The sequence below is a fragment of the Bradyrhizobium cytisi genome, from assembly GCF_008123515.1.
In the GTDB taxonomy this organism is placed as follows: Bacteria; Pseudomonadota; Alphaproteobacteria; order Rhizobiales; family Xanthobacteraceae; genus Bradyrhizobium; species Bradyrhizobium cytisi.
In genome coordinates this window covers 21706-41418 of sequence record NZ_VSSR01000031.1, presented here as the reverse complement: position 1 = coordinate 41418, position 19713 = coordinate 21706, and the positions used below count along the sequence as shown (strand labels likewise).

The window sequence follows — 19713 nt, the reverse complement described above, 5'->3', positions numbered from 1 at the left end:
CGCCAAATACGTTCAGATCGCAACCCCCGCCTGTCCGTCGTTGGGACAGAAATCCATCAGCATGCATGTGTTGCGTCATAGCGCCGCGATGCGACTGCTGCGGGCAGGAATTGAGACCTCGGTGATAGCACTTTGGCTCGGCCACGAGCAGGTCGAAACCACCCACATCTACCTACACGCTGATATGGGAATCAAGGAACGCGCACTGGCCGCGACAGCTCCAGCGGTAGCCACCCCCGGTCGTTTTCGACCGAATGACAAGCTTCTCGCATTTCTGGAGGCGCTGTGATTATGCCGACTCCAACGCAGCGATCGCCGCCGCCAGAGCCCGTTCAGAGGCAATGGTCGGCATAATCCCGAGGTCGGCATAGTAGAGATTGCACATGTTGCAAATCAGTCCCTAACGCTCGCCGGGCCACCAATATGACGCCGGATGATCGGCTGAAATCTTCGTAGGCCTTAGCGCCACCAGCGCGCTTCGCTTGTACGGGTAGCGCCGCACCTGCGAGCAGTCCTTGCACCGCATATAGCGTTCAAGCTCGTGAACGGGCGTTGTCTTTGGACGTCGAATAATATCGAGGGCCACAGTCTGATTGGTATCGCATCCGAGGCATCGAATCTCAAGATAGAGGAAGCCGGCGTTGATGGCGTCGCCGATCGTGGGTGATGGCTGAGCTGGACCCCTGTAGCCGAGCATCCAGTAATTCCACGCAACGCAGGCGAGCTTATCGGCTTCCTTGCGCGCGCTCGCGGCTTGTTCAGCCGACATCTTGATCTGGGTTCCGTAGAGATAATGGCGCGATTTCGTGGACATACGGCATCAAAGCCAAGCCGCGAGGCCTTGGCAAATTATCGATCCCTAGTGGTGTCGGCCGCGAAGGTCGTACTCGGTTTGGTGGCTGTGGAAAAAATCGGGGAGCGAAGAAGAGCCGACCTGGCAGCAAAGAAGCAGACCGCTCGCGGTCGCGATCAAGACCGCGCGCGCGTGGCGGGTGGGCAAAAGTACGAAGTCGACTATCTTCACCGCGGATGCGGAACGGCGCGTCTGCCGATAGCCGGCTGTAATGGCGGCTCTGGCGCGCGAGTCCCCCCGTCGCGCGCCGGAGTCGATTCGGTTTATCCTCTTAAAGAGCTTGACCCGTCGGTCAAAACACTGCCAGAATGGCATCATCGAAAAGGTGTTCGGTTCGGCCCGCGCGGAGCAATCCGCCGCGGGCTTTTATTCGTCCAAAGCTTTTATGTCGCCTGTTGACCCGTTGCGGACATCGTCCGATCCTTAAAAATTGAGCATTCCACGCCGCGAAGGGTTGATATATTGGCATTATGCAACCAGGTGGACCTCTGGCATTTCGATGCAGGCAATGAGTTTGCAAATCAGTCTCGGGGACGCGGGGGCCTTAATCCTCGAGGAACATCCCGCCTCAATTGTGATTGTCAGCGCGGCTGGCATTGCCGCTCTGTTGATCTTGATCCTCACGCGAGTGCAGCGGACGAAAGCACGTCTATTGCTAGTCGCTCTCGTGCTGATCACGGTGCCGATCTTGGCACTGTGTATTCCTGGTTCCTGGTACGTCGTCAGATCGATGCTTATCCCCACCAAAGCTGCGGAGATCGAGCTTCCTGATTTGGAAGCCACACTTGGACTTGAGTTTTACTTGCACTGGAGCACCGACTCGGGGCGCTACCTCGTCGTAAGAAACTCCGCAGGTGTGGTCAGACAGCACCTGTCCGCCTTTGATTGGACGCACTGGCCCAGAACGAGCGTCTACCTCACCAATGACGGACGGGTCGCCGTTTTGGGGCCAACCTATGACGACTACATCGTTGATCCAAAGAGGCGCACCATCGAGACCCTTTGGAACGGAACACCTTCCGACACCTGGACCTATTTCGGAGCGTTTGATTTCAGGAACGAGAAGCTTGTCTTCATTCCTGCATCAGAGCAGCGCGAGTGCACGGCGACACGGGGCGTAACTGATCCATCGGCCGCTAGGCCCGAAGGGCGTGGTGATCGATGCGATCAGGAGGCACTCAAATATTAAGATGCTTGCAATAGCAGGACCCTATTTCCGGTTCTGGCCCATCTGAGACTTTAGGCATTTAACCTAGAATGGCGCAGCGTCGAGGTGCGATCAACGCTCAGTTTATATTAACTTGTGGGGGTCACATGAGGACGTTTTCTCTAGCGGCAGGGGGTATCTTGGCCGTGATGATGCTGTCATCGACTGCGACCGCAGCTGAGTTGAGGGTTCTGGCCGGTGGCGCCATGACAGCAGTGTGGGCGGGCCTCAAGCCGAAGTTCGAACAAACCTCAGGCCACAAGCTTGATATCTTCTTCGGCACCACTCCGAACCTGATCAAGGAAGCGACCTCCGGCAAGCCGTTTGATGTCGGCGTCGTGCCGGTCGAGGTGATGAGGGACGCTGGCGCGCGATCACATTTCGCAGCTGGGCCGACGCTGGACATAGCTCGTGTCGGCCTCGGTGTCGCGGTTCGCGCCGGTGCGCCGAAGCCCAACATCTCCACGCCCGACACGTTAAAAGCTGCCTTGCTCCAGGCGGAATCGGTCGCCTCGATTCCGGAAAGCGCAACCGGCTATTCAATAGCGAGGGTATTCGAGCGCCTCGGCATCACCGAGCAGATGAAAGCCAAGATGAAAGCGCAGCCGACGCCGGCAGAGGTCGTCGCTGTGGTTGCCAAGGGCGAGGCTGAACTCGCGCTCTTCCTGATGAACGTCTTGACGGTGCCGGGCCTCGATGTGGTTGGCCCGTTCCCTGCTGACTTGCAGCAGGATGTCGTATTCACGGCCGCGCTCGGTGCGGGTACGAAGGAAGCCGCAGCCGCGAAGGCGCTCGTCGACTACCTGAAAACGCCGGACGCCATATCGGTGATCAAGAGCAAAGGTATGACGCCGGGGTGAAACAACAGCTGCTTCGTGGGGCAACGACGTTCAATCGGCGCTGCTACAGCGGATTGCTTAACCCGCTGGTGCATATGGACCTAAGCCGAAGCTCGCTTGAAGACGTGTCATTTCGGCTCTCAGAGGCGGACCGGACGCCGATCCAGCTTGGCGTCTACCGCCGCTTGTGACCCAGAGTCGACGCGAGCTTCGTTCGCATGCGTTCAGGTCGCTGCTCTGTTTCCATCCGGCGTGGGGTAGTGACCTGTTTCCGAGCGCGATGGCCTAGTTTGAATTTGGCGATGGCTTGATCTGAAAATGACCCCAGCTCCAGGCAATGGGGGGACGATGGAGCTGGGGCCCATTCGGGGTCGCCCTTGGGGAAGGGCATCGGGAAAACCTACTACTCGGCAAAGCGTTCCCGTCGTTTAGGAACGGCAACCTGACTGCTTGAGTTTGTATGCGGGCAGACATGGAGAAATGCCATGTTGACGCTGTTGGTACTGGCTGGAACCGTAGTGATGATGATCGTCGTTACTCTCGGTCTCTTTAAAGCCGCTGGGCTGAAGCGAGTGGAGGATTTGGTTCCTGCACCTCGGAAGACGAATGAATCGGACCAACTCCGCGAGGAGTAAGGCCGCCTCAGTTGGCGGGCCCGCTTGCATCCGGCGCCGACAATTCCGCTGGTGGCTCAAGGCCGACATAGATCCGGTCGGCACCCTACCTCGCCTTTCGAGTAAAGCGGACAGTCGGGTCTATTCTGATTTGACACGTCGGGCAAAACACTGGCAGAATGGCATCATCGAAAATCCGAAGTTGGCTCGCAGGGTGCACCCGCTGCGGGCCTTTTCATTTCAACATAGGCTTTGACACGTCGGGCAAAACACCGGCAGAATGACATCATCGAAACGAGTTTGGTTCGCCCGCGCCGGAAGCATCCGCCGCGGGTTTTTCGTTTCGATTTCGAGATCGGACGGCGTCCCGCGCATCGCGGCCTCGCCCTCGTTGAAACGCGTTCATGGAGCGCCGATCGGCGCGCCGCCGTCCGAACCATTTTGGCCGTGCACGCGCGAACGTGCCGGCCCGAGGTGTGAGCGCTGTTCGCTCGCGCCGCTGCGGCCTCCGGACAAACGGAGATAGGGTTCGCGCCCGAAACGATCGCGTCGTCACGCGGTCTGCCGCGCATTTTGTTTGCTGTGGAGAGAGCATGACCGCCTATCTGATATCGCTCGCGGTCGCGGGCCTTGTTGCAATCGCGTTGTGGGAAGGAATCTCTGGATGGAAGTGAAGCAAGAGGGCGACGCAACCCCTTGCGGCGTTGTCGCCAAAAGGCAGTTCAGGCAAAGGACGATGACCGAGCTGCGATCATTGGCGAGAAGCTTTACCAAGAGCGCGATCGACGTGCTCGTTCACCTCATGTCGAGCAAGGAAGTTGCGCCAGCGGCGCGCGTCGCTGCGGCAATTGCGATCCTCGATCGCGGTTGGGGAAAGCCGGTGCAGCCACACGATGCCGAAGGGTCGATTGAGCTGATTCATCGGATCGAGCGCGTCATCGTGCATCCGGATAACTTCTCCAGGCAGGCTGCCGAACGGATCGATGACGCAGCACTCTTGAACACCTCACCAGCGACAACCGAGGGGAATAAATCGCCATGATCAACAATAGGCCGACTATTCCAGCCAAATCGACATCCTTGACAAGCCAGGAGCCTGCAGCACCCGAGTGGTCTCGTTGGATGAAAGATGCGCTTTCGCTTCCGCCGCGCGTTGATACGGCAATCAAGGCAGACGGTGAGAGCAAACCGGAGCGTGTCGATCGCTCGCAGATCCGAATTTTAAGCCGTGTGCCTCCGCGCGCCTGATGTCCATCCTGAAAATCCCAACGGCCAAGATCTTTGCGCCGCTGCTCAAGCCTGCGCGCTACAAGGGCGTGTACGGCGGACGCGGCTCGGGCAAATCGGATTTCTTCGGCGAGCTGCTGGTCGAGACCTGCCAGGCCGAGCGCGGGACGCTGGCGGTCTGCATCCGCGAGGCGCAGCGGACGCTGGCGCAATCGTCGAAACGGCTGATCGAGGGCAAGATCGCAAGCCTCGGGCTCGGCCACGGTTTCAAGTTCTATAGCGACAAGATCGAGACGTCCGGCGACGGGCTGATCATCTTTCGCGGGCTGCAGGTCTTGCAGCGACACTGGGGCAGGGGACTTCAGCGCAGGTTGATGCGGGCCGTCGAGGCGCGGGGCCGGCGCATCGGATGGGACAGTATCGTTTCGGATACAACGGACAATCGTTTCTCCGCGAATAATTTCATCCGGGCGGGCTATCGGCTCTACCAACCCGTGGTGCCCTGGGCCTGGTCGCATACGCTCTATTGGCGAAGGTCGCTTCGTTGAGCCAGGTTTCCCGTGATACGGAAGCTGGCTTTCGCAACGTCAAAACGGCGCGCGCTCGCCTGGAATGCTTGAGGACCCGTCAGCTTGACCGCTGCCGGGTCCTTTTTGCGTATTGAAGCGTTGCTGCCGAAGCACTTGCGCAGGCGACTTCGCCGGGCTTTAAGTTCGCTTGCAGGAAATTCGGCGAGCACAAGCCGATGTAGGGGAGCCACAAGGATGTCCACCAAGCCTCAATTGCCGGAACGTCCGTCGCGGGCGGCGGGAGGGCCAACCGCACTTGATGGTCTGCTGGTCGTCGATTTCACGCGGGTGGTCGCGGGTCCCGCCTGCACACAGACGCTTGCCGATTTCGGCGCCCGCGTCATCAAGATCGAGAACCCCGATGGTGGCGACGACACGCGCGCGTATGAGCACGCCGAGATTGGCGGCGAAAGCGCGGCTTATCTCAGCCTGAACCGCAACAAGAGCGGCATCGCGCTCGATCTCGCGGTGCCGGAGGCGCGCGAGGTCGCGCTGGATCTCATCCGCCAGGCTGACGTGGTCGTTGAGAATTTTTCCAGCGGGGTCATGAAGAAGTTCGGCCTCGATTACGAGGCTGTCGCGCCGCTCAACCCGCGGCTGGTCTATTGTTCGATCTCGGCCTACGGACGCAACGGACCGTTCGCCTCGCGCCCCGGCTTCGATCCGATCACGCAAGCCGAGAGCGGCTTCATGTCGCTCAACGGGTTCGCCGATGGTCCGCCGGTTCGGACCGGCCCGCCGATTGTCGACATGGCGACGGGGATGTCCGCCTGCAATGCCATCCTGCTGGCGCTACTGGCGCGGGATCGGCTCGGCCGCGGACAGCATGTCGAGGTCGCCCTGTTCGACGTCGCCATGGGAATGACCGGCTTCTATGGGATGGCCTATCTGATCAACGGCAAGAACCCCGGACGGTTCGGAAATTCGCCGAACGGGTCTCCCACCGTCGGCGTCTACGAGGCATCCGACGGTCCGCTCTACATGGCCTGCGCCAATGACCGGTTGTATCGACGGCTGGTGGTCGAGGTGATGAACCGCCCGGATCTCATCAACGAGCCACAGTTCGCGACGCGGAAGGCGCGGTCCGAGAACAAGGAGCTATTGCGCGCAGCGATCGCGGAGGTGTTCGCGAGCGACACGCTCGAGAACTGGATGGCGAAGATGAAGCTGGCCAATATCCCCGTCGGCTATCTCCGGACCGTCGAGGAAGGGTTCAATGCGCCCGAAGCACGCGAACGCGCGCGTCTGAACCGAATCCCGCATCGCACAGCGCAATGGGTGCCGAACATCGAGCCGCCGATCAAGATGAGCCTGACTGCGGCGATTGATCCCGTGGCTGCGCCCCTGCTGGGCGAGCATACCGAGGGCGTCATGCGCGAGATGCTTGGTTACGACAAAGAGCGGATTGCGGCTTTGGCGGAAAAAGGGGCCTTTGGGCTGCCCAAGGCCACGACGTCGGACTGAACGCTGCTCCGGCTTGATTTGGCAGGGTTCCGGCCGCATAAATGCATGTGAGCGAGGGACACGAATGGCGCCTGGTCAAGAGCCGAGCATGGGTCAGTCGGTGGTGACAGACTCCGGCGCACGAGCCTATGCGACGATGATTGCCAAGGCCCGGTCGCTCGTGCCGCAATTGCGGGAGCGCGCGGCCCGCACCGAGGAGCTGCGGCACCTGCCACCCGAAACCGAGCAAGACCTGCACGATGCTGGTCTGTTCCGGATGCTTCAGCCGAAGCGCGTTGGCGGCGCCGAGTTCGATTACGTCGCCCTTATCGATTGCGCCGAGTTGCTCGGACAGGCCGATGCATCGGTGGCGTGGAATTTTGCCAATCTGGCGAGCCACCACTGGATGCTCGCCATGTTCGAGCAGCGCGCGCAGGATCTGGTTTGGGGCCGGGACCCGGACGTGCTGATCGCGTCATCCTTCATCTTCCCCGCCGGCCGCGCCAGGAAGGTTGAGGGCGGGTACCGGTTGCACGGAAGCTGGCCGTTCTCGTCGGGTGTCGGCTCCTGCGCGTGGAACATGCTCGCAAGCGTCGTTTCGTCGGACGACGAGGCTGACGGTATCGAATACCGCATCTTCCTGTTGCCCAAGGCCGACTACAAGATCCTCGACACCTGGAACGTCGCCGGATTGCGCGGCACCGGGTCGTCGGATGTCGAAGTCAGCGACGCCTTTGTGCGCGAGCATATGACGGTCGCTGTCGGTGATCTGGCAGGAGGCGCACCGCCCGGAAGCAAGGTGAACCCCAATCCGCTCTATGCGCTGCCGGTGTTCTCGCTATTTCCTTATGTTCTCTCCGGCGTCGCGCTCGGGAATGCTCAGGCCTGCCTGGACGACTACACGGAAGTCGCGCGTCACCGCATATCGACATACAACCGTGCCAAGCTGAGCGACTTCCAAAGCACACAAATCAAGATCGCGGAGGCTTCCGCGAAGATCGATGCTGCACGCCTCATCATGCGCTCGGCCTGTATCGAGGCGATGGAGCACGCACGAAGCAAGCACACACCCGACACGGCGATCAAGACCAGGTATCGGCGCGACGGGGCGTTCTCGGTCAATTTGTGCACGGATGCCGTCTCGATGCTGTTCGCGGCGAGCGGCGCGCGCGGCCTGTTCACGACGGGCGTATTGCAGCGGCAGTTCCGCGATGCGCACGCGATCAACTCGCACCTCGCGTTCAATTTCGATGCGGCCGGAACCAATTATGGACGTGTGGCGCTCGGCCTGCCGTCCGAGAATCTCACCTTGTGAGGCCGGCTGATGAATGATCTGCCAAAGCAGCCGGCCGTTCCTGATCCGGCCAACGAGTTCGCGAGCGACAAGTCGCAGATTGATCCGCGTGATTTCCGCAGCGCGCTCGGCACCTACGGAACAGGCGTAACGATCATCACAGCCACGGCCGCTGATGGAGCGCCGTATGGCATCACCTGCAACTCGTTTGCGTCGGTCTCCTTGAATCCTCCCCTGGTGCTCTGGAGCCTCGGAGTTTATTCCTCGAGCCTGAGCGTGTTTCAGAACGCCAGCCATTTCACCGTCCACGTGTTAGGAACCTCACAGCAGGCGCTTGCAAATAAATTCGCAAAGCCGTCCGAGGACAAGTTCGCCGGCGTGGATTGGATGCCAGGCCTCGGTAACGCGCCGGTTCTTGCCGAGAGCGTTGCCAATTTTCAGTGCCGGTCAGTCAATCGCTATTACGGCGGCGATCACGTGATCTTTCTCGGTGCGGTCGAGGCCTATGCCTACAATGCAAAAGAGGCGCTGCTGTTTGCGCGGGGGACGTATGGCCGGTTCCTGCCTGACGACGAGCGTAAGAAATCGCCGTAGGGCGATCCAGGGACGCTCGTCGGTTCAACGGTCCGGAGCCGAGAGCGTGTAGATTTCCAGGGCGTCCGCGTCTGCGCCGCGTGCAGCCTTGGCCAGCCTGAAGATCTGTCCCGCGAGCGTTGCCATGGGCACCGGCGTTGACGTTGCCTGGGCGACATCGGCCACAGTGTCGAGGTCCTTCAGCATCGTCGCGATGTGGCCGAGCGGCGGCGAATGAATGCCCTGGACCATGCGCGGCACGAAGAGCTGAAGCGGGATCGAATCCGCAAAGCCGCCGGCGAGCGCTTCAGGCAATCGGCTTGCGTCAATTCCGGCATTCGAGGCAAGGCGCGTTGCCTCTGCGAGCACGGCCATTGCGCATCCGACGATCACTTGGTTGCAAAGCTTTGTGGTCTGGCCAGCGCCGATCGGACCCATGTGGGTGAACCTGCGCGCCATGGCCAGCACATAGGGCCGGGCCCGCTCGATGTCGGAGGCCTCTCCGCCGGCCATGATGGCAAGCGTGCCCTCTTCAGCGCCCTTGGTGCCGCCGGACACCGGTGCATCGATCCAGCTTGCACCGTTCGCAGACTTCAATTGCGCTGCAAGCTCGCGTGCGGCGTCGGGATGGATCGATGAAAAATCGACCACGAGCTTGCCTGCGCCGGGAGCCACTGCAAGACCTTCCGGCCCGAAGATCACCTCTTCGACGGCAGCGGCATCCGTCACGCACATGAAGATGATGTCGGAGTTCGCCAGCAGGTCGCGAGGCGTGTCCGCGCGCTTGACGCCGGCGTCGACGAGCGGTGCGACCTTGCCTTCCGAACGGTTCCAGGCGCTGACGTGATAGCCGGCCTTGAGCAAGCGCCGGGTCATCGGTGTCCCCATCAGTCCCAGGCCGAGATAGCCGAGCTTCTCGACGCCTTGCGGGTTTGTCATACTCGCATCAGCCATAGGTTGCCTCCATCTGTAGCGGCGCAACGCCGCGCGACCGCTGCGCACCATACATAACGCATCCCGCGGCGAAACCGGCCGGCTTGCATGGCTTGCCTGATTGTTTGAACCATGAAACATTCGGGCCGGTTGGGTTGGGTGGCGCCGGTCGGCGCCCGGAGCAACGGAGTGGGCACGATGCGGGCTGTTTCGACGTGGATGCTGGCAATAGGGGCCGTGGCGGCCATGATCGCGGGCGCAAGCCCCTCACGGGCGCAGCAGACGATCCGCGTGGGCTGGACCATCCCGGCCGAGGAATCCAAATACTGGATGATGCGCAGGCCGGCCGAATTTCCCGATATCGGCAAGAGCTACAACATCGAATGGACTCAGTTTCAGGGCACCGCGCCGATGACGCAGGCCTTGGCGGCCGGCGCACTGGATTGCGCGACGCAGGCGCCACTCTCGCTTGCAAACGGCGTGGTCGGCGGCAATCTCAAGGCCTACATCGTGGCGCAGCACGTCTTCGAGAAGCCTGGTGGCTTCTCGGTCTACTGGGCGGTCATGGATGACTCGCCGATCAAGACCATTGCAGATCTCAAGGGCAAGACAGTCGGCATTTCCGTGATCGGCGGCGGCACGCAAGGCCCGTTCAACCTGCTGCTGAAGGAGAACGGCGTCGATCCGGCCAAGGACATCAAGCTGGTTGAGGTTGGTTTTGCCGTCTCCGAGGATGCCCTGCGTCAGGGCCGGGTCGATGCGGTCAACATGAACCAGCCGTTTGCGGCGCGAGCTGAGGCCAAGGGCGGCACAAGAAAACTGTTCTCGCTGTCGCAGGCCATGCCGAACATCGTGCACATCCTGGAAGCCTGCCGTGCCGATTTCGTCGACAAGAACCCGGAATTGGTGAAAACCTACGTCCGCGATATTACGTCGGGAATGAAGAAGGCGCTGGCGAACCGCGAAGAGACCTTGAAGGTGGTCAACGAAGTCTTGAAAGCGCCCATCCCGGTGCTCGAGACTTATCTGCTCAAGGACAACGATTTCGGGCGCGATCCCGGTGCAGCGCCGAATTTCCCGGCGATCCAGAAGATGCTCGACATCTATGCGGAAACCGGAATGCTGCCGAAACTGGATGTCGCGCAGTTCAAGCATCCGACGATCGTCGCGCCGCTGCAATAGGCGATCGGGCTGTTCGCTGGACCAATGAGGTCGCAATGTCCCGTCGTGTGCGGGACATTGCATGAAGATAATGCAGGCATGAAGAAGTTGCGATCACGGATAACGACTGACGGCCTCGACCGGGCGCCGCACCGTGCCTTCATGCGTGCCATGGGACTGGATGACGCGGCCATTGCCAAGCCGATGGTGGGCATCGTCAGCATGAAGGGCGAGCAGACGCCCTGCAATATGACCCACGACTTTCAGGTGGCTGCGGCCAAGACAGGGGTAGAGGAGGCCGGCGGCACGCCGCGCGAATTCTCAACCATCTCGGTGTCCGATGGCATCAGCATGAATCACGAGGGAATGAAGTTCTCTCTGTTCTCGCGTGAGCTGATCGCCGACTCCATCGAGGCCGTCGTCCACGGCCTCGCATATGACGCGTTGATCGGATACGGCGGATGCGACAAGACGCTTCCGGGCGTGATGATGGGCATGGTTCGTTGCAACGTGCCTTCCATCTTCATCTATGGCGGTAGCTCGCTGCCGGGCCGCGTGGATGGACGCACGCTGACCGTCCTCGACTCCTACGAGGCCGTCGGCAGCTTCATGACCGGTGAGATCGACGCCGCGGCGCTCGAGCGGATCGAGCGCGCCTGCCTGCCGACCATTGGCGCCTGCGCCGGTCAGTTCACTGCGAACACCATGGGGATGGTATCGGAGGCGATGGGCCTGACCATTCCCAATGTGTCAATGGTGCCCGGCGTCTATGCCGAGCGCGCGCAGATATCGCGCCGCGCAGGGCGATTGATCATGGAGATGCTCGAACGAGGCGGGCCGCTTCCGCGTGACGTCGTGACGCTGAAGTCCCTGGAAAATGGAGCTGCGATTGTTGCCGCCACGGGCGGGTCAACCAACGCCGCACTGCATCTGCCGGCGATTGCGAACGAGGCCGGCATTGCGTTCACGATCGATGATGTCGGCGAGGTCTTTGCCAGGACGCCGCTGATCGGAAACCTGCGGCCGGGCGGCAAGTACACGGCAAAGGATGTTTACGACATCGGCGGTGCGGCCGTCGTGATCCACGAGTTGATCGAGAGCGGGCATGTCGATGGCAGCTGCCTGACCATCACGGGCCGTACGCTCGCGGAAGAGTACGGCGCGGCCAACGCGCCCGATGGCGAGGTGGTTTACGCGGCCCGCGCGCCGATCATGCCTGATGGCGGCGTAGCCGTTCTGAAGGGCAATCTCTGTCCCGATGGCGCCGTCATCAAGGTCGCGGGCTTGAAGAGCCAGTTCTTCGAGGGCGTGGCGCGCGTCTTCGAGGATGAAGAGGCCTGCGTCGCGGCCGTTCGTGACCGCAGCTACAAGGCTGGCGAGGTTTTGGTGATCCGCAATGAAGGGCCGGTCGGTGGTCCTGGCATGCGCGAGATGCTCGGCGTCACCGCGCTGATCTACGGCCAGGGCATGGGTGAGAAGGTGGCCCTGATCACGGATGGCCGGTTCTCGGGTGCCACGCGCGGCATGTGCATCGGCTATGTATCGCCCGAAGCGTTCGTCGGAGGCCCGCTGGCGCTTGTCCGCGATGGCGACAAGATCCGGATTGATGCCGCCGGCCGCCGCATGGACTTGCTGGTCGACGAGCAGGAACTCGCTGCACGCCGACGCGATTGGAAGCAACGCCCGCCGCGTCATCGCGCCGGAGCGTTGGCGAAATATGCGCGTCTGGTCGGCCAGGCACCGGGTGGAGCGGTCACTCATGAGGGACCGGCGGAGTGGCCGTGGTTCGACTGAAAAATCGCGCACGTGCGAAATAGTGATCCGTCTGGCAAGTTTCTTGCTAAGCTCGTTCCGCTGATGGAGGACATTCAGCAGGTCGGTTGCGTGACGTTCGCGCATGAGTGAAGCGAGAGACGGGATGAAGGTGGTGCCTTCGAGATCGAGCGAATGGGTGAGACCGGTGACGTCACAAAAGCCGGCTTCTGCGATCATCGAGATCGACCGCGTCTCGCAGGTTTTCCAGACCTCGGCGCGCAAGGATCATCTTGCGCTGTCTAACATCTCGCTAACGATCGAAGAGGGGGCATTCGTCTCGATCCTCGGTCCGTCCGGCTGTGGCAAGTCGACGTTGCTTTACATTGTCGGTGGCTTCGTCAATCCGACCAGCGGCGCTGCAAAGATGAAAGGACAGGCGATCACGGGACCGGGTCCGGATCGCGGGCCGGTGTTCCAGGAGTTCGCGCTGTTCCCGTGGAAGACCGTGCTGGGCAACGTGATGTATGGCCCGCGCCAGCAGGGTGTGCGAGTAGCAGAGGCGGAAGCACAGAGCCGTGCTCTGATCGAAATGGTCGGCCTCAAGGGCTACGAGAGCTTCTACCCGAAAGAGTTGTCGGGTGGCATGAAGCAGCGCGTCGCGCTGGCCCGGACGCTCGCCTACCATCCCGAAGTCCTGTTGATGGACGAGCCATTCGGTGCGCTCGACGCGCATACCCGGACGCGCTTGCAGAACGATCTTCTGAACATCTGGGAGCGTGACCGCAAGACGGTGCTGTTCGTCACCCACTCGGTCGACGAAGCCGTCTTCCTTTCGGACAAGGTCGTGATGATGTCGAAATCTCCCGGCCGCATCCGGGAGGTCATCGATATCGATCTGCCGCGGCCGCGGCGCCGCAACGAGCTGTTGCTCGATCCGCGGTACCAGAAATACGTCGTCGACATCGAGCGTATGTTTGACGAGGTCGACGAGACAGGATCAGTGTCATGACCTCACCGTCGGCCTTGGCCAGACGTGCTGCCCCGATGTTCGCCTGCATCGGGTTGCTTGCGGTATGGCAGGTCGCGTCGCTTGCGCTGAAGAACGACAGCTTTCCAACGGCTATCGAAGCGATCCGCGCGATCCCGGATATCCTCGGCGACAAGGAATCTCTGATCAACATCCTGGCCTCGCTCCGCCGCATGGCGATCGGGTTCGGCATAGCGGTGCTGGTTTCGATTCCGCTGGGCCTGTTGATGGGCCGTAGCCGGGCAGTCGCGGCCTTCTTCAATCCGCTGCTGATGGTGATCTATCCGGTACCGAAGGCGGCTCTGATGCCGATCATCATGCTGTGGCTCGGCGTGGGCGACATCACCAAGACGCTGGTGATCTTTCTCGGTGTCAGCCTTCCGGTGATCTATCACAGCTTTGAAGGCGCCAAGGCCGTCGAGGAGAAGATGCTGTGGTCAGGCGCGGCGATGGGACTTTCGCCCTTGCAGCGCTTGGTCCGCATTGTGTTGCCTGCTGCGCTCCCGGAGATCCTGACCGGGTGCCGCACCGGCCTGGTGCTGGCGCTGATCACGATGATCACCAGCGAGATGATCGCGCGGCAATCGGGAGCGGGGAATATCCTGTTCAACGCGCTCGATATGGGCCAATACGATACGGTGTACGCGATGATCATCATCGTCGGCGCGATGGGCATCTGTCTCGATGCGGTCTTCGAGCGCGTCCGTGCGAGACTGGTACGCTGGTCCGAGCCTCAGTTTGACATGCCGTTGAGCTTCTCATGATGCCGCGTTCTCTTTCAGCAAACGTCATCTTTGGGCTCGCGCCAATCGTACTGGTGATCGCGCTATGGCAGGGCCTGGTGTCGTTCGGCTTCGCGCCCGTGGTTTTGCTGCCGCCGCCGGGCGTCGTCTTCGGCCGGCTGCTCAAGCAACTCGTGACATGGACGTTTCAACAGGAGATCGCGGCGACCCTGATCCGGCTCTTTGCCGGCTTCGCGATTGCGGTCGTCCTCGGCGTCAGTATCGGCATCGCGGCCGCTGCCAGTCCGGCGATCAACGCCATAGTTCGGCCGATCGTACGGGTGCTGGCGCCGCTGCCGAAGGTTGCGCTCTATCCGGCCCTGTTGTTGCTGCTCGGCTTTGGACATGGGTCGAAGATCACGCTGGTGGCGGCGGACGCGCTCTTCCCTATTCTCCTGTCGACCTATTACGGTGCTTCGACGGTGGAGCAAAAGCTGATCTGGTCGGCCATGGCAGCGGGAACGCGGCGCTATGAAATCCTGTTCAAGGTCGTCTTGCCGGCGGCAATGCCGTCGATCCTGACCGGGTGCCGGATCGGTCTTGTCATTTGCTGCATCGTGGTGTTTCTGGCAGAGATGATCACGTCGACGGACGGCTTGGGACACGTGCTCGTGACCGCGGCCCGAACCTTCCAGGCTGTCGACATGTTCGTGCCGCTGATCGCGATCTCGCTGCTAGGGTTGATCCTCAACGGCCTTTTGGGCGCCGTGCGATCGTACCTCCTACGGGGTTTCCCCGAGGCGTGACCTGACGAACAAGAAACCAGAAGATCGGGAGCAAACCATGCTGGCAGACCGCATCGAGGCAAAATGGATCGACGCGTTTTGCGAGATCTTTGAGCGTTGCGCGGTCAAGGCCGGCGATACCGCGGCGATCCTGTCGGAGACGCAGTCGCGCGCGCTGAATGTACATCTGGCAGAGCTTGCGCTGTTGCGCATGGGGGCGAAGCCTTTTCACGTCGTCATGCCGACGCCACGCAATCGGAATATCGTTCCGGTTCGCTCAACCGGGGCCAGTGAGGCAATCCAAAAGCTTGGGCCGGTCATCACTGCGCTTCAGCAGGCTGGATTCGTGGTGGATTGCACCATCGAAGGCCTGATGCATGCGGTCGAGACGCCCGAGATCCTGAAGGCCGGCGCGCGGATCCTGGTGATCTCAAACGAGCATCCCGAGGCGCTGGAGCGGATGGTGCCGGATCCGGCACTGGAGAAGCGCGTTCGCGCGGCGGCAAAGATGCTGCGTGGGACGAAGCGGATGCGGGTCACCTCGAAGGCCGGTACGGCGCTTGACGTCGACATGGTCGGAGCGTCCACGGTCGGCGTGTGGGGCTGGACCGACAAGCCCGGCACGCTGGCGCATTGGCCGGGCGGCATCGTCGTCAGCTTTCCCAAGAGCGGGACGATCAATGGCACGCTGGTGATGGCCCCGGGCGACATCAATCTCACCTTCAAGCGCTACCTGACGTCGCCGGTGAAGATGACGTTGAAGGACGATTACGTGGTCGAGCTGGAAGGCGAGGGCACCGATGCCGCAATGATGCGCGCCTATCTCGCCGCCTGGGGCGATCGGGAGGCTTATGCTGTCTCGCATGTTGGTTTCGGCATGAACCCGGGTGCGCGCTACGAGGCACTGTCAATGTATGATCAGCGCGACACCAACGGCACTGAGATCCGCGCCGTCTCCGGCAATTTTCTGTTCTCGACCGGTGCCAATGAATTTGCCGGCCGTTATACCGCAGGCCATTTCGACCTGCCGATGATGGGAACGACCATCGAGCTCGATGGTGTTGCGGTGGTGCGGGAAGGCGTGCTCCAGGACGTTTTTGGCTAGCTGCGGTCGAGCACCGGCGGGCGGGCGAGGTCGAAGTGCCGGAGCAGGTCGACCATGGCCTGGAGGCGCTTTGCGCGATAGGCGTCAACGTCCATGCCTGAATAATCGAGGAAGCCGGCTCCCGTGCGCAGGCCGATCCGGCCTTCGTTCATGTTGCGTGAAATGACGTCCGGCGCGCGGTAGCGGTCGCTGCGGAGTGCGCCCTCCAGATACCGGCTGGCGTAGTACAGAATATCCCCGCCGCCCCAGTCGATGAATTCGAGCAATCCAAGCACCGCATAGCGAAAGCCAAAGCCGTAGCGGATCGCCTTGTCGATCTCCTCCGCGCTGGCGACGCCTTCCTCGACCATTCGCGCGGCCTCATTCATCGCGAGCGCCTGAATGCGCGGAACGATGAAGCCTGGCGTCGCCGCGCAGACCACAGGGACCTTGCCGATGCCTTCGAGCAGCGCATTGACCTGGTCGATGATGCCGGAACCGGTGGCTTTGCCGGGCGAAATCTCTACCAGTGGGATTAGATAGGCCGGGTTAAGCCAGTGCACGTTGAGGAAGCGGCGGGGATTGACGATCGCGACCGAGAGATCGTCAACGAGGATGGTCGAAGTGGTCGATGCAATGATGGTGTCGGGGCCGACCTGTTTTGAAGCCGTCCCTAGCACCTCGCGCTTGAGCTCGACGACCTCGGGAACGCCCTCGAACACCATTCCGGCTTCGGACAACGCGGCGCCGCTTTGGCTGGCCGGCACCACCGAAACCCGCGCGATCAGCGGATCAACGTCGGTCTCGGCCAGCAACCCCAGCTTCGAGAGGCTGGCAAAGGTCTTCCTGACCTCGCCAAGCGCGTCCGCCTCCAGCCTGGTGAAATCGTCCGCTGAACGGACCTTGACGTCGATCATCGTGACCGTGTGCCCCGCATAGGCGAACGCGACGGCGATACCGCGGCCCATGCGTCCGGCCCCGAGACAGGCAATGTTGGCGCGACGGGTCATCGGTCAGAATCCCTCACGAAGCAGCATCTGCAATTCGGCCTTGTGAAGCTTGCCAAGCCCCAGCGTCTCCAACGTCCGGCCGCCTTGCGCAAAATCCTCGCCGCAGATTGCGCCGCCGACGGCCAGCAAAGCCTTGGCGAGCGGTGTGGCCACGCCCGCCAACGCGGCGACGGACACCAGCAACGACAACCCAAGCCGCAGATCCTCGCGCATGTAGCGGTGTTCGGTCAGCACGATCCGCTCGCGCCAGTCGCCGGAATCCGTCAGGCGATCATGCGAGCCGCGGCCATACATCCAGATCTCGCCGTCCTTGGCGTAATGGTGCGCGAGTGGAAAATGCGGTGCGCCATATCCAAGCGCCTCGCGCACGGCGATCCGCTCGGCGTCGAGCGCGTCGGTCACCCGCCGGATTGCGGCTTGCGTTCCCTCCTTATGGATATCCCACCGCTCGAAATGTTCGATTGGGCCTGCGTTCATCACGATCAGCGGCGGATGAATGATGCAGCCCGCGTTCATCAGCGCGCCGGATAGCGCGTCGCCGCACGGCTCGATCGCATCGGGGAAAGCCCGTCCAATCACCTCGAGCGCATGTGGTGCCAGGTCAAGCGGGAACACGCCGACCGGCAGCCGCTTGGCGCGGATGGTGATTGCGACCTCGAATGACCCATGCTTGCGCGTGAGCCATGGCAGCGTGCCGGTCTCAGCGAAGCTTGCCTTGGCGCGATTGCCTGCATCTCGCGCAGCCTGCGCGAAGATCATCGAGCCGAATGTCGCGGGCGGCAGAAACACGACCTGGCCATCCCGCAGATGCGGGGCGAGGAGCCGCGCGATATCCTGCTGAGCGAAGGCGGGAGCAGGGCACAGGATCAGCTCGGCATCGCTGATGGCTTCGGCGATGTTGGTGGTCACCAGCGCCAGCTTCACGTCGTGCTGGCCATTATGGTCCTTGACGAGGATGCGGGAGCCGGCGGCACGATGTGCTTCGACCTGTTCTGTGTCACGGCGCCACAGCCGGACCTCATGCGCTGATAGCGCGAAATCGCCCGCGGCCGCGAAAGAGCCGTTTCCCCCACCTAGAACCGCAATTTTCAAGATGCTTCTCCTTGCGCGCGCGATTGCGCATCAAGCTGCTTCAGCAGGAAATGCTGAACCTTGCCAAGCGCGGTGCGCGGCATGTCAGCGACGAAGATAATGTCGCGTGGAACCTTGTAGCGGGCGAGCTGCGCCTGAACGTGTGCTCTTAGCTCGTCTGCTTCGAGACGGCAGCCGGATCGCGGAATCACGTAGGCGATAGGTACCTCGTCCCAGCGGGGGTCCGGCCGGCCGATCACGGCGCATTCGCTCACGTCTGGATGTTCGAGCAGCACCCGTTCGACCTCGGCCGGATAGACGTTCTCGCCGCCGGATATGATCATGTTCTTCTTGCGGTCGCGGACCCAGAAGTAGCCGTCCGCGTCGCACAGGCCGATATCGCCGGTACGATACCAGCCGTCGTGCAGCGCATCGCGCGTGGCGTCCGCATTGGCCCAATATTCGAAGAAGACGTTGGGGCCACGGACCGCGATCTCGCCTGGCGTGCCCGCCGGGACCTCGTTGCCGGCCTGATCGATCACTTTTGCTTCGCAGCACAGGCCGGCAAGCCCGGTTGATCCCGTGCGCGACAGGTCGCCGCCGAGGCGAGTATAGACTGCGATGGGGCAGGTTTCCGTCGAGCCATAAACCTGGAGCACTGGCACGCCGCGAGCGACGAAGCGATCGATCAGATGCGGCGGCACGATGGTCGAGCCGGTCGCGACGGCCTTCAGCGATGAGAGATCAGTCGTGGCCCAGGCGGGGTGCTCGCTGACGGCCTGGATGATCGCCGGCACCATGACCGTCAGGGTCGGCCGATCCCGCTCGATGGCCGCAAGCGCCGTATCCGGGGTAAAGCGAGCGTGGACTGAGACGGTCGCGCCAAGCTGGAGCGCCGCAGTCGTCTGGATGTTGAGTCCGCCGACATGGAAGAACGGCAACACCGTCAGCACGTGATCGTCCGACGTTATATTGTGCATGTGCTGGCTCATGACGCCGTTCCAGAACACCGCCTCCTGGCGCAGCACAGCACCTTTCGGCCGCCCGGTTGTTCCTGACGTGTAGACGATGAGCAGCGGGCAGGAGAGGTCGGTGTGCGGATTGCGTCCGCTGCTTCCTTTACGCGCCAGCAGGCTTTCGAAAGTCATGCCGTGCGGCGGCGTAAAATCGAGGCCGACGACAGTGGTCCCCGGCGCGAGTTCGGGAAGGACTCCCTCAAATGCGTGCTCGAGCACCAGCACCTTGACGCTGGCGTCGGTGAGGATGAAGATCTGCTCGGCGACAGCCAACCGCCAGTTCAGCGGCACCAGCATCGCGCCGAGCCGCGCACATGCATAGAGCAGGACCAGATAGTCGGGCCGATTCAGGCTCAGGATCGCGACGCGGTCGCCACGGCCGACACCGAACTCCTGCTTCAAGCCTGTTGCGATCCGTTCGATGCGCTCGGCGAGCGTCGCGTAGCTCAGCCGCTCCCCTTCAAAGGCGATGGCGGTCTTGTCTGGCGAAAACGCCGCGTTGCGATCAATCAGACTGCAGAGGTCCACCG

At 61.9% G+C, this 19713-nt stretch carries 20 protein-coding genes and 1 pseudogene; 15 read left to right on the top strand and 6 right to left on the bottom strand.

Translation table 11 applies throughout. From position 1 onward, the window contains the following. Positions 1–289: tyrosine-type recombinase/integrase (locus tag FXB38_RS19950; RefSeq protein ID WP_148752691.1), on the top strand; the 289-nt coding region annotated here is incomplete at its 5' end. Positions 290–400: 111 nt separating this feature from the next. Here the strand turns inward: FXB38_RS19950 and FXB38_RS19945 are convergent. Then, complete coding sequence (locus tag FXB38_RS19945; protein ID WP_148752690.1) at positions 401–814, bottom strand: hypothetical protein; 414 nt, start codon at positions 812–814, stop codon at positions 401–403. Positions 815–934: 120 nt separating this feature from the next. On the opposite strand from FXB38_RS19945, the pseudogene FXB38_RS43905 reads away from it, so the two are divergent. From FXB38_RS43905 to FXB38_RS42860, 4 genes and pseudogenes are all read left to right on the top strand, one after another. Next, a pseudogene (locus FXB38_RS43905) lies at positions 935–1018 on the top strand (DUF3606 domain-containing protein); the annotation flags it as partial. A gap of 343 nt (positions 1019–1361) precedes the next feature. Further along, positions 1362–2042: a hypothetical protein gene (locus FXB38_RS19935; RefSeq protein WP_148752689.1), complete on the top strand. Its 681-nt coding sequence runs from the start codon at positions 1362–1364 to the stop codon at positions 2040–2042. Positions 2043–2110: 68 nt separating this feature from the next. Continuing rightward, entirely contained in the window at positions 2111–2920 is an 810-nt protein-coding gene (locus tag FXB38_RS19930; protein ID WP_246230002.1) for a molybdate ABC transporter substrate-binding protein, read from the top strand. Between the two features lie 464 nt (positions 2921–3384). Then, complete coding sequence (locus FXB38_RS42860) at positions 3385–3534, top strand: hypothetical protein (RefSeq protein WP_187435006.1); 150 nt, start codon at positions 3385–3387, stop codon at positions 3532–3534. A 730-nt stretch (positions 3535–4264) separates the two neighbouring features. Here FXB38_RS42860 and FXB38_RS44870 read toward each other — a convergent pair. Continuing rightward, entirely contained in the window at positions 4265–4459 is a 195-nt protein-coding gene (locus tag FXB38_RS44870; protein WP_187435005.1) for a hypothetical protein, read from the bottom strand. A gap of 301 nt (positions 4460–4760) precedes the next feature. Between FXB38_RS44870 and FXB38_RS43895 the strand changes: the two genes are divergently transcribed. The 4 genes from FXB38_RS43895 to FXB38_RS19905 all read left to right on the top strand — a co-directional run bounded on the left by FXB38_RS43895 (position 4761) and on the right by FXB38_RS19905 (position 8640). Then, a complete protein-coding gene (locus FXB38_RS43895; RefSeq protein ID WP_148752688.1) occupies positions 4761–5288 on the top strand; it encodes a phage terminase large subunit in 528 nt (175 codons plus the stop codon). 216 nt (positions 5289–5504) lie between these two features. Continuing rightward, positions 5505–6773 (top strand): CaiB/BaiF CoA transferase family protein, encoded by a 1269-nt coding sequence (locus FXB38_RS19915; RefSeq protein ID WP_148752687.1) that lies wholly within the window; start codon positions 5505–5507, stop codon positions 6771–6773. 64 nt (positions 6774–6837) lie between these two features. Next, positions 6838–8067, top strand: coding sequence for an acyl-CoA dehydrogenase family protein (locus FXB38_RS19910; protein ID WP_148752693.1), 1230 nt, complete (start codon positions 6838–6840; stop codon positions 8065–8067). 9 nt (positions 8068–8076) lie between these two features. Then, on the top strand, positions 8077–8640 hold the full coding sequence (locus FXB38_RS19905; protein ID WP_148752686.1) for a flavin reductase family protein: 564 nt from the start codon (positions 8077–8079) through the stop codon (positions 8638–8640). A 24-nt stretch (positions 8641–8664) separates the two neighbouring features. Here the strand turns inward: FXB38_RS19905 and FXB38_RS19900 are convergent, their stop codons facing one another. Beyond that, on the bottom strand, positions 8665–9624 hold the full coding sequence (locus FXB38_RS19900) for an NAD(P)-dependent oxidoreductase (protein ID WP_148752685.1): 960 nt from the start codon (positions 9622–9624) through the stop codon (positions 8665–8667). A 126-nt stretch (positions 9625–9750) separates the two neighbouring features. Between FXB38_RS19900 and FXB38_RS19895 the strand changes: the two genes are divergently transcribed. The 6 genes from FXB38_RS19895 to FXB38_RS19870 all read left to right on the top strand — a co-directional run bounded on the left by FXB38_RS19895 (position 9751) and on the right by FXB38_RS19870 (position 16107). Beyond that, entirely contained in the window at positions 9751–10734 is a 984-nt protein-coding gene (locus FXB38_RS19895) for an ABC transporter substrate-binding protein (protein ID WP_148752684.1), read from the top strand. Between the two features lie 78 nt (positions 10735–10812). Continuing rightward, a complete protein-coding gene (gene ilvD, locus FXB38_RS19890; RefSeq protein WP_148752683.1) occupies positions 10813–12507 on the top strand; it encodes a dihydroxy-acid dehydratase in 1695 nt (564 codons plus the stop codon). 124 nt (positions 12508–12631) lie between these two features. Then, positions 12632–13477: an ABC transporter ATP-binding protein gene (locus FXB38_RS19885; RefSeq protein WP_187435007.1), complete on the top strand. Its 846-nt coding sequence runs from the start codon at positions 12632–12634 to the stop codon at positions 13475–13477. Then, positions 13474–14259, top strand: a complete 786-nt coding sequence (locus tag FXB38_RS19880; protein WP_148752681.1) for an ABC transporter permease — start codon at positions 13474–13476, stop codon at positions 14257–14259. Before FXB38_RS19885 ends, FXB38_RS19880 begins: the two co-directional genes overlap by 4 nt. Continuing rightward, positions 14256–15023: an ABC transporter permease gene (locus FXB38_RS19875; RefSeq protein WP_148752680.1), complete on the top strand. Its 768-nt coding sequence runs from the start codon at positions 14256–14258 to the stop codon at positions 15021–15023. Before FXB38_RS19880 ends, FXB38_RS19875 begins: the two co-directional genes overlap by 4 nt. 37 nt (positions 15024–15060) lie before the next feature. Next, complete coding sequence (locus FXB38_RS19870) at positions 15061–16107, top strand: 2,5-dihydroxypyridine 5,6-dioxygenase NicX family protein (protein ID WP_148752679.1); 1047 nt, start codon at positions 15061–15063, stop codon at positions 16105–16107. Here FXB38_RS19870 and FXB38_RS19865 read toward each other — a convergent pair. Genes FXB38_RS19865 through FXB38_RS19855 form a run of 3 tightly spaced genes read right to left on the bottom strand, consistent with a single transcriptional unit; the run spans position 16104 to position 19711 of the window. Beyond that, complete coding sequence (locus FXB38_RS19865) at positions 16104–17096, bottom strand: 3-hydroxybutyryl-CoA dehydrogenase (protein ID WP_148752678.1); 993 nt, start codon at positions 17094–17096, stop codon at positions 16104–16106. The two genes, FXB38_RS19870 and FXB38_RS19865, sit on opposite strands and share 4 nt — an antisense overlap. A 3-nt stretch (positions 17097–17099) precedes the next feature. Continuing rightward, positions 17100–18188, bottom strand: a complete 1089-nt coding sequence (locus FXB38_RS19860; protein ID WP_148752677.1) for an NAD/NADP-dependent octopine/nopaline dehydrogenase family protein — start codon at positions 18186–18188, stop codon at positions 17100–17102. After that, positions 18185–19711 (bottom strand): class I adenylate-forming enzyme family protein, encoded by a 1527-nt coding sequence (locus tag FXB38_RS19855; RefSeq protein ID WP_148752676.1) that lies wholly within the window; start codon positions 19709–19711, stop codon positions 18185–18187. Before FXB38_RS19855 ends, FXB38_RS19860 begins: the two co-directional genes overlap by 4 nt. Positions 19712–19713: the final 2 nt, after the last annotated feature.

Excerpts from the sequence above, each read along its gene's own strand:
- FXB38_RS43895 (WP_148752688.1), top strand. The coding sequence starts at position 4,761 with ATGTCCATCCTGAAAATCCCAACGGCCAAGATCTTTGCGCCGCTGCTC.
- FXB38_RS44870 (WP_187435005.1), bottom strand. The coding sequence starts at position 4,459 with ATGCACGATGACGCGCTCGATCCGATGAATCAGCTCAATCGACCCTTC.
- FXB38_RS19900 (WP_148752685.1), bottom strand. The coding sequence starts at position 9,624 with ATGGTGCGCAGCGGTCGCGCGGCGTTGCGCCGCTACAGATGGAGGCAA.
- FXB38_RS42860 (WP_187435006.1), top strand. The coding sequence starts at position 3,385 with ATGTTGACGCTGTTGGTACTGGCTGGAACCGTAGTGATGATGATCGTC.
- FXB38_RS19870 (WP_148752679.1), top strand. The coding sequence starts at position 15,061 with ATGCTGGCAGACCGCATCGAGGCAAAATGGATCGACGCGTTTTGCGAG.
- FXB38_RS19905 (WP_148752686.1), top strand. The coding sequence starts at position 8,077 with ATGAATGATCTGCCAAAGCAGCCGGCCGTTCCTGATCCGGCCAACGAG.
- FXB38_RS19915 (WP_148752687.1), top strand. The coding sequence starts at position 5,505 with ATGTCCACCAAGCCTCAATTGCCGGAACGTCCGTCGCGGGCGGCGGGA.
- FXB38_RS19895 (WP_148752684.1), top strand. The coding sequence starts at position 9,751 with ATGCGGGCTGTTTCGACGTGGATGCTGGCAATAGGGGCCGTGGCGGCC.
- FXB38_RS19875 (WP_148752680.1), top strand. The coding sequence starts at position 14,256 with ATGATGCCGCGTTCTCTTTCAGCAAACGTCATCTTTGGGCTCGCGCCA.
- FXB38_RS19865 (WP_148752678.1), bottom strand. The coding sequence starts at position 17,096 with ATGACCCGTCGCGCCAACATTGCCTGTCTCGGGGCCGGACGCATGGGC.
- FXB38_RS19910 (WP_148752693.1), top strand. The coding sequence starts at position 6,838 with ATGGCGCCTGGTCAAGAGCCGAGCATGGGTCAGTCGGTGGTGACAGAC.
- FXB38_RS19930 (WP_246230002.1), top strand. The coding sequence starts at position 2,111 with ATGGCGCAGCGTCGAGGTGCGATCAACGCTCAGTTTATATTAACTTGT.
- FXB38_RS19945 (WP_148752690.1), bottom strand. The coding sequence starts at position 814 with ATGTCCACGAAATCGCGCCATTATCTCTACGGAACCCAGATCAAGATG.
- FXB38_RS19880 (WP_148752681.1), top strand. The coding sequence starts at position 13,474 with ATGACCTCACCGTCGGCCTTGGCCAGACGTGCTGCCCCGATGTTCGCC.
- FXB38_RS19935 (WP_148752689.1), top strand. The coding sequence starts at position 1,362 with ATGAGTTTGCAAATCAGTCTCGGGGACGCGGGGGCCTTAATCCTCGAG.
- FXB38_RS19885 (WP_187435007.1), top strand. The coding sequence starts at position 12,632 with ATGAAGGTGGTGCCTTCGAGATCGAGCGAATGGGTGAGACCGGTGACG.
- ilvD (WP_148752683.1), top strand. The coding sequence starts at position 10,813 with ATGAAGAAGTTGCGATCACGGATAACGACTGACGGCCTCGACCGGGCG.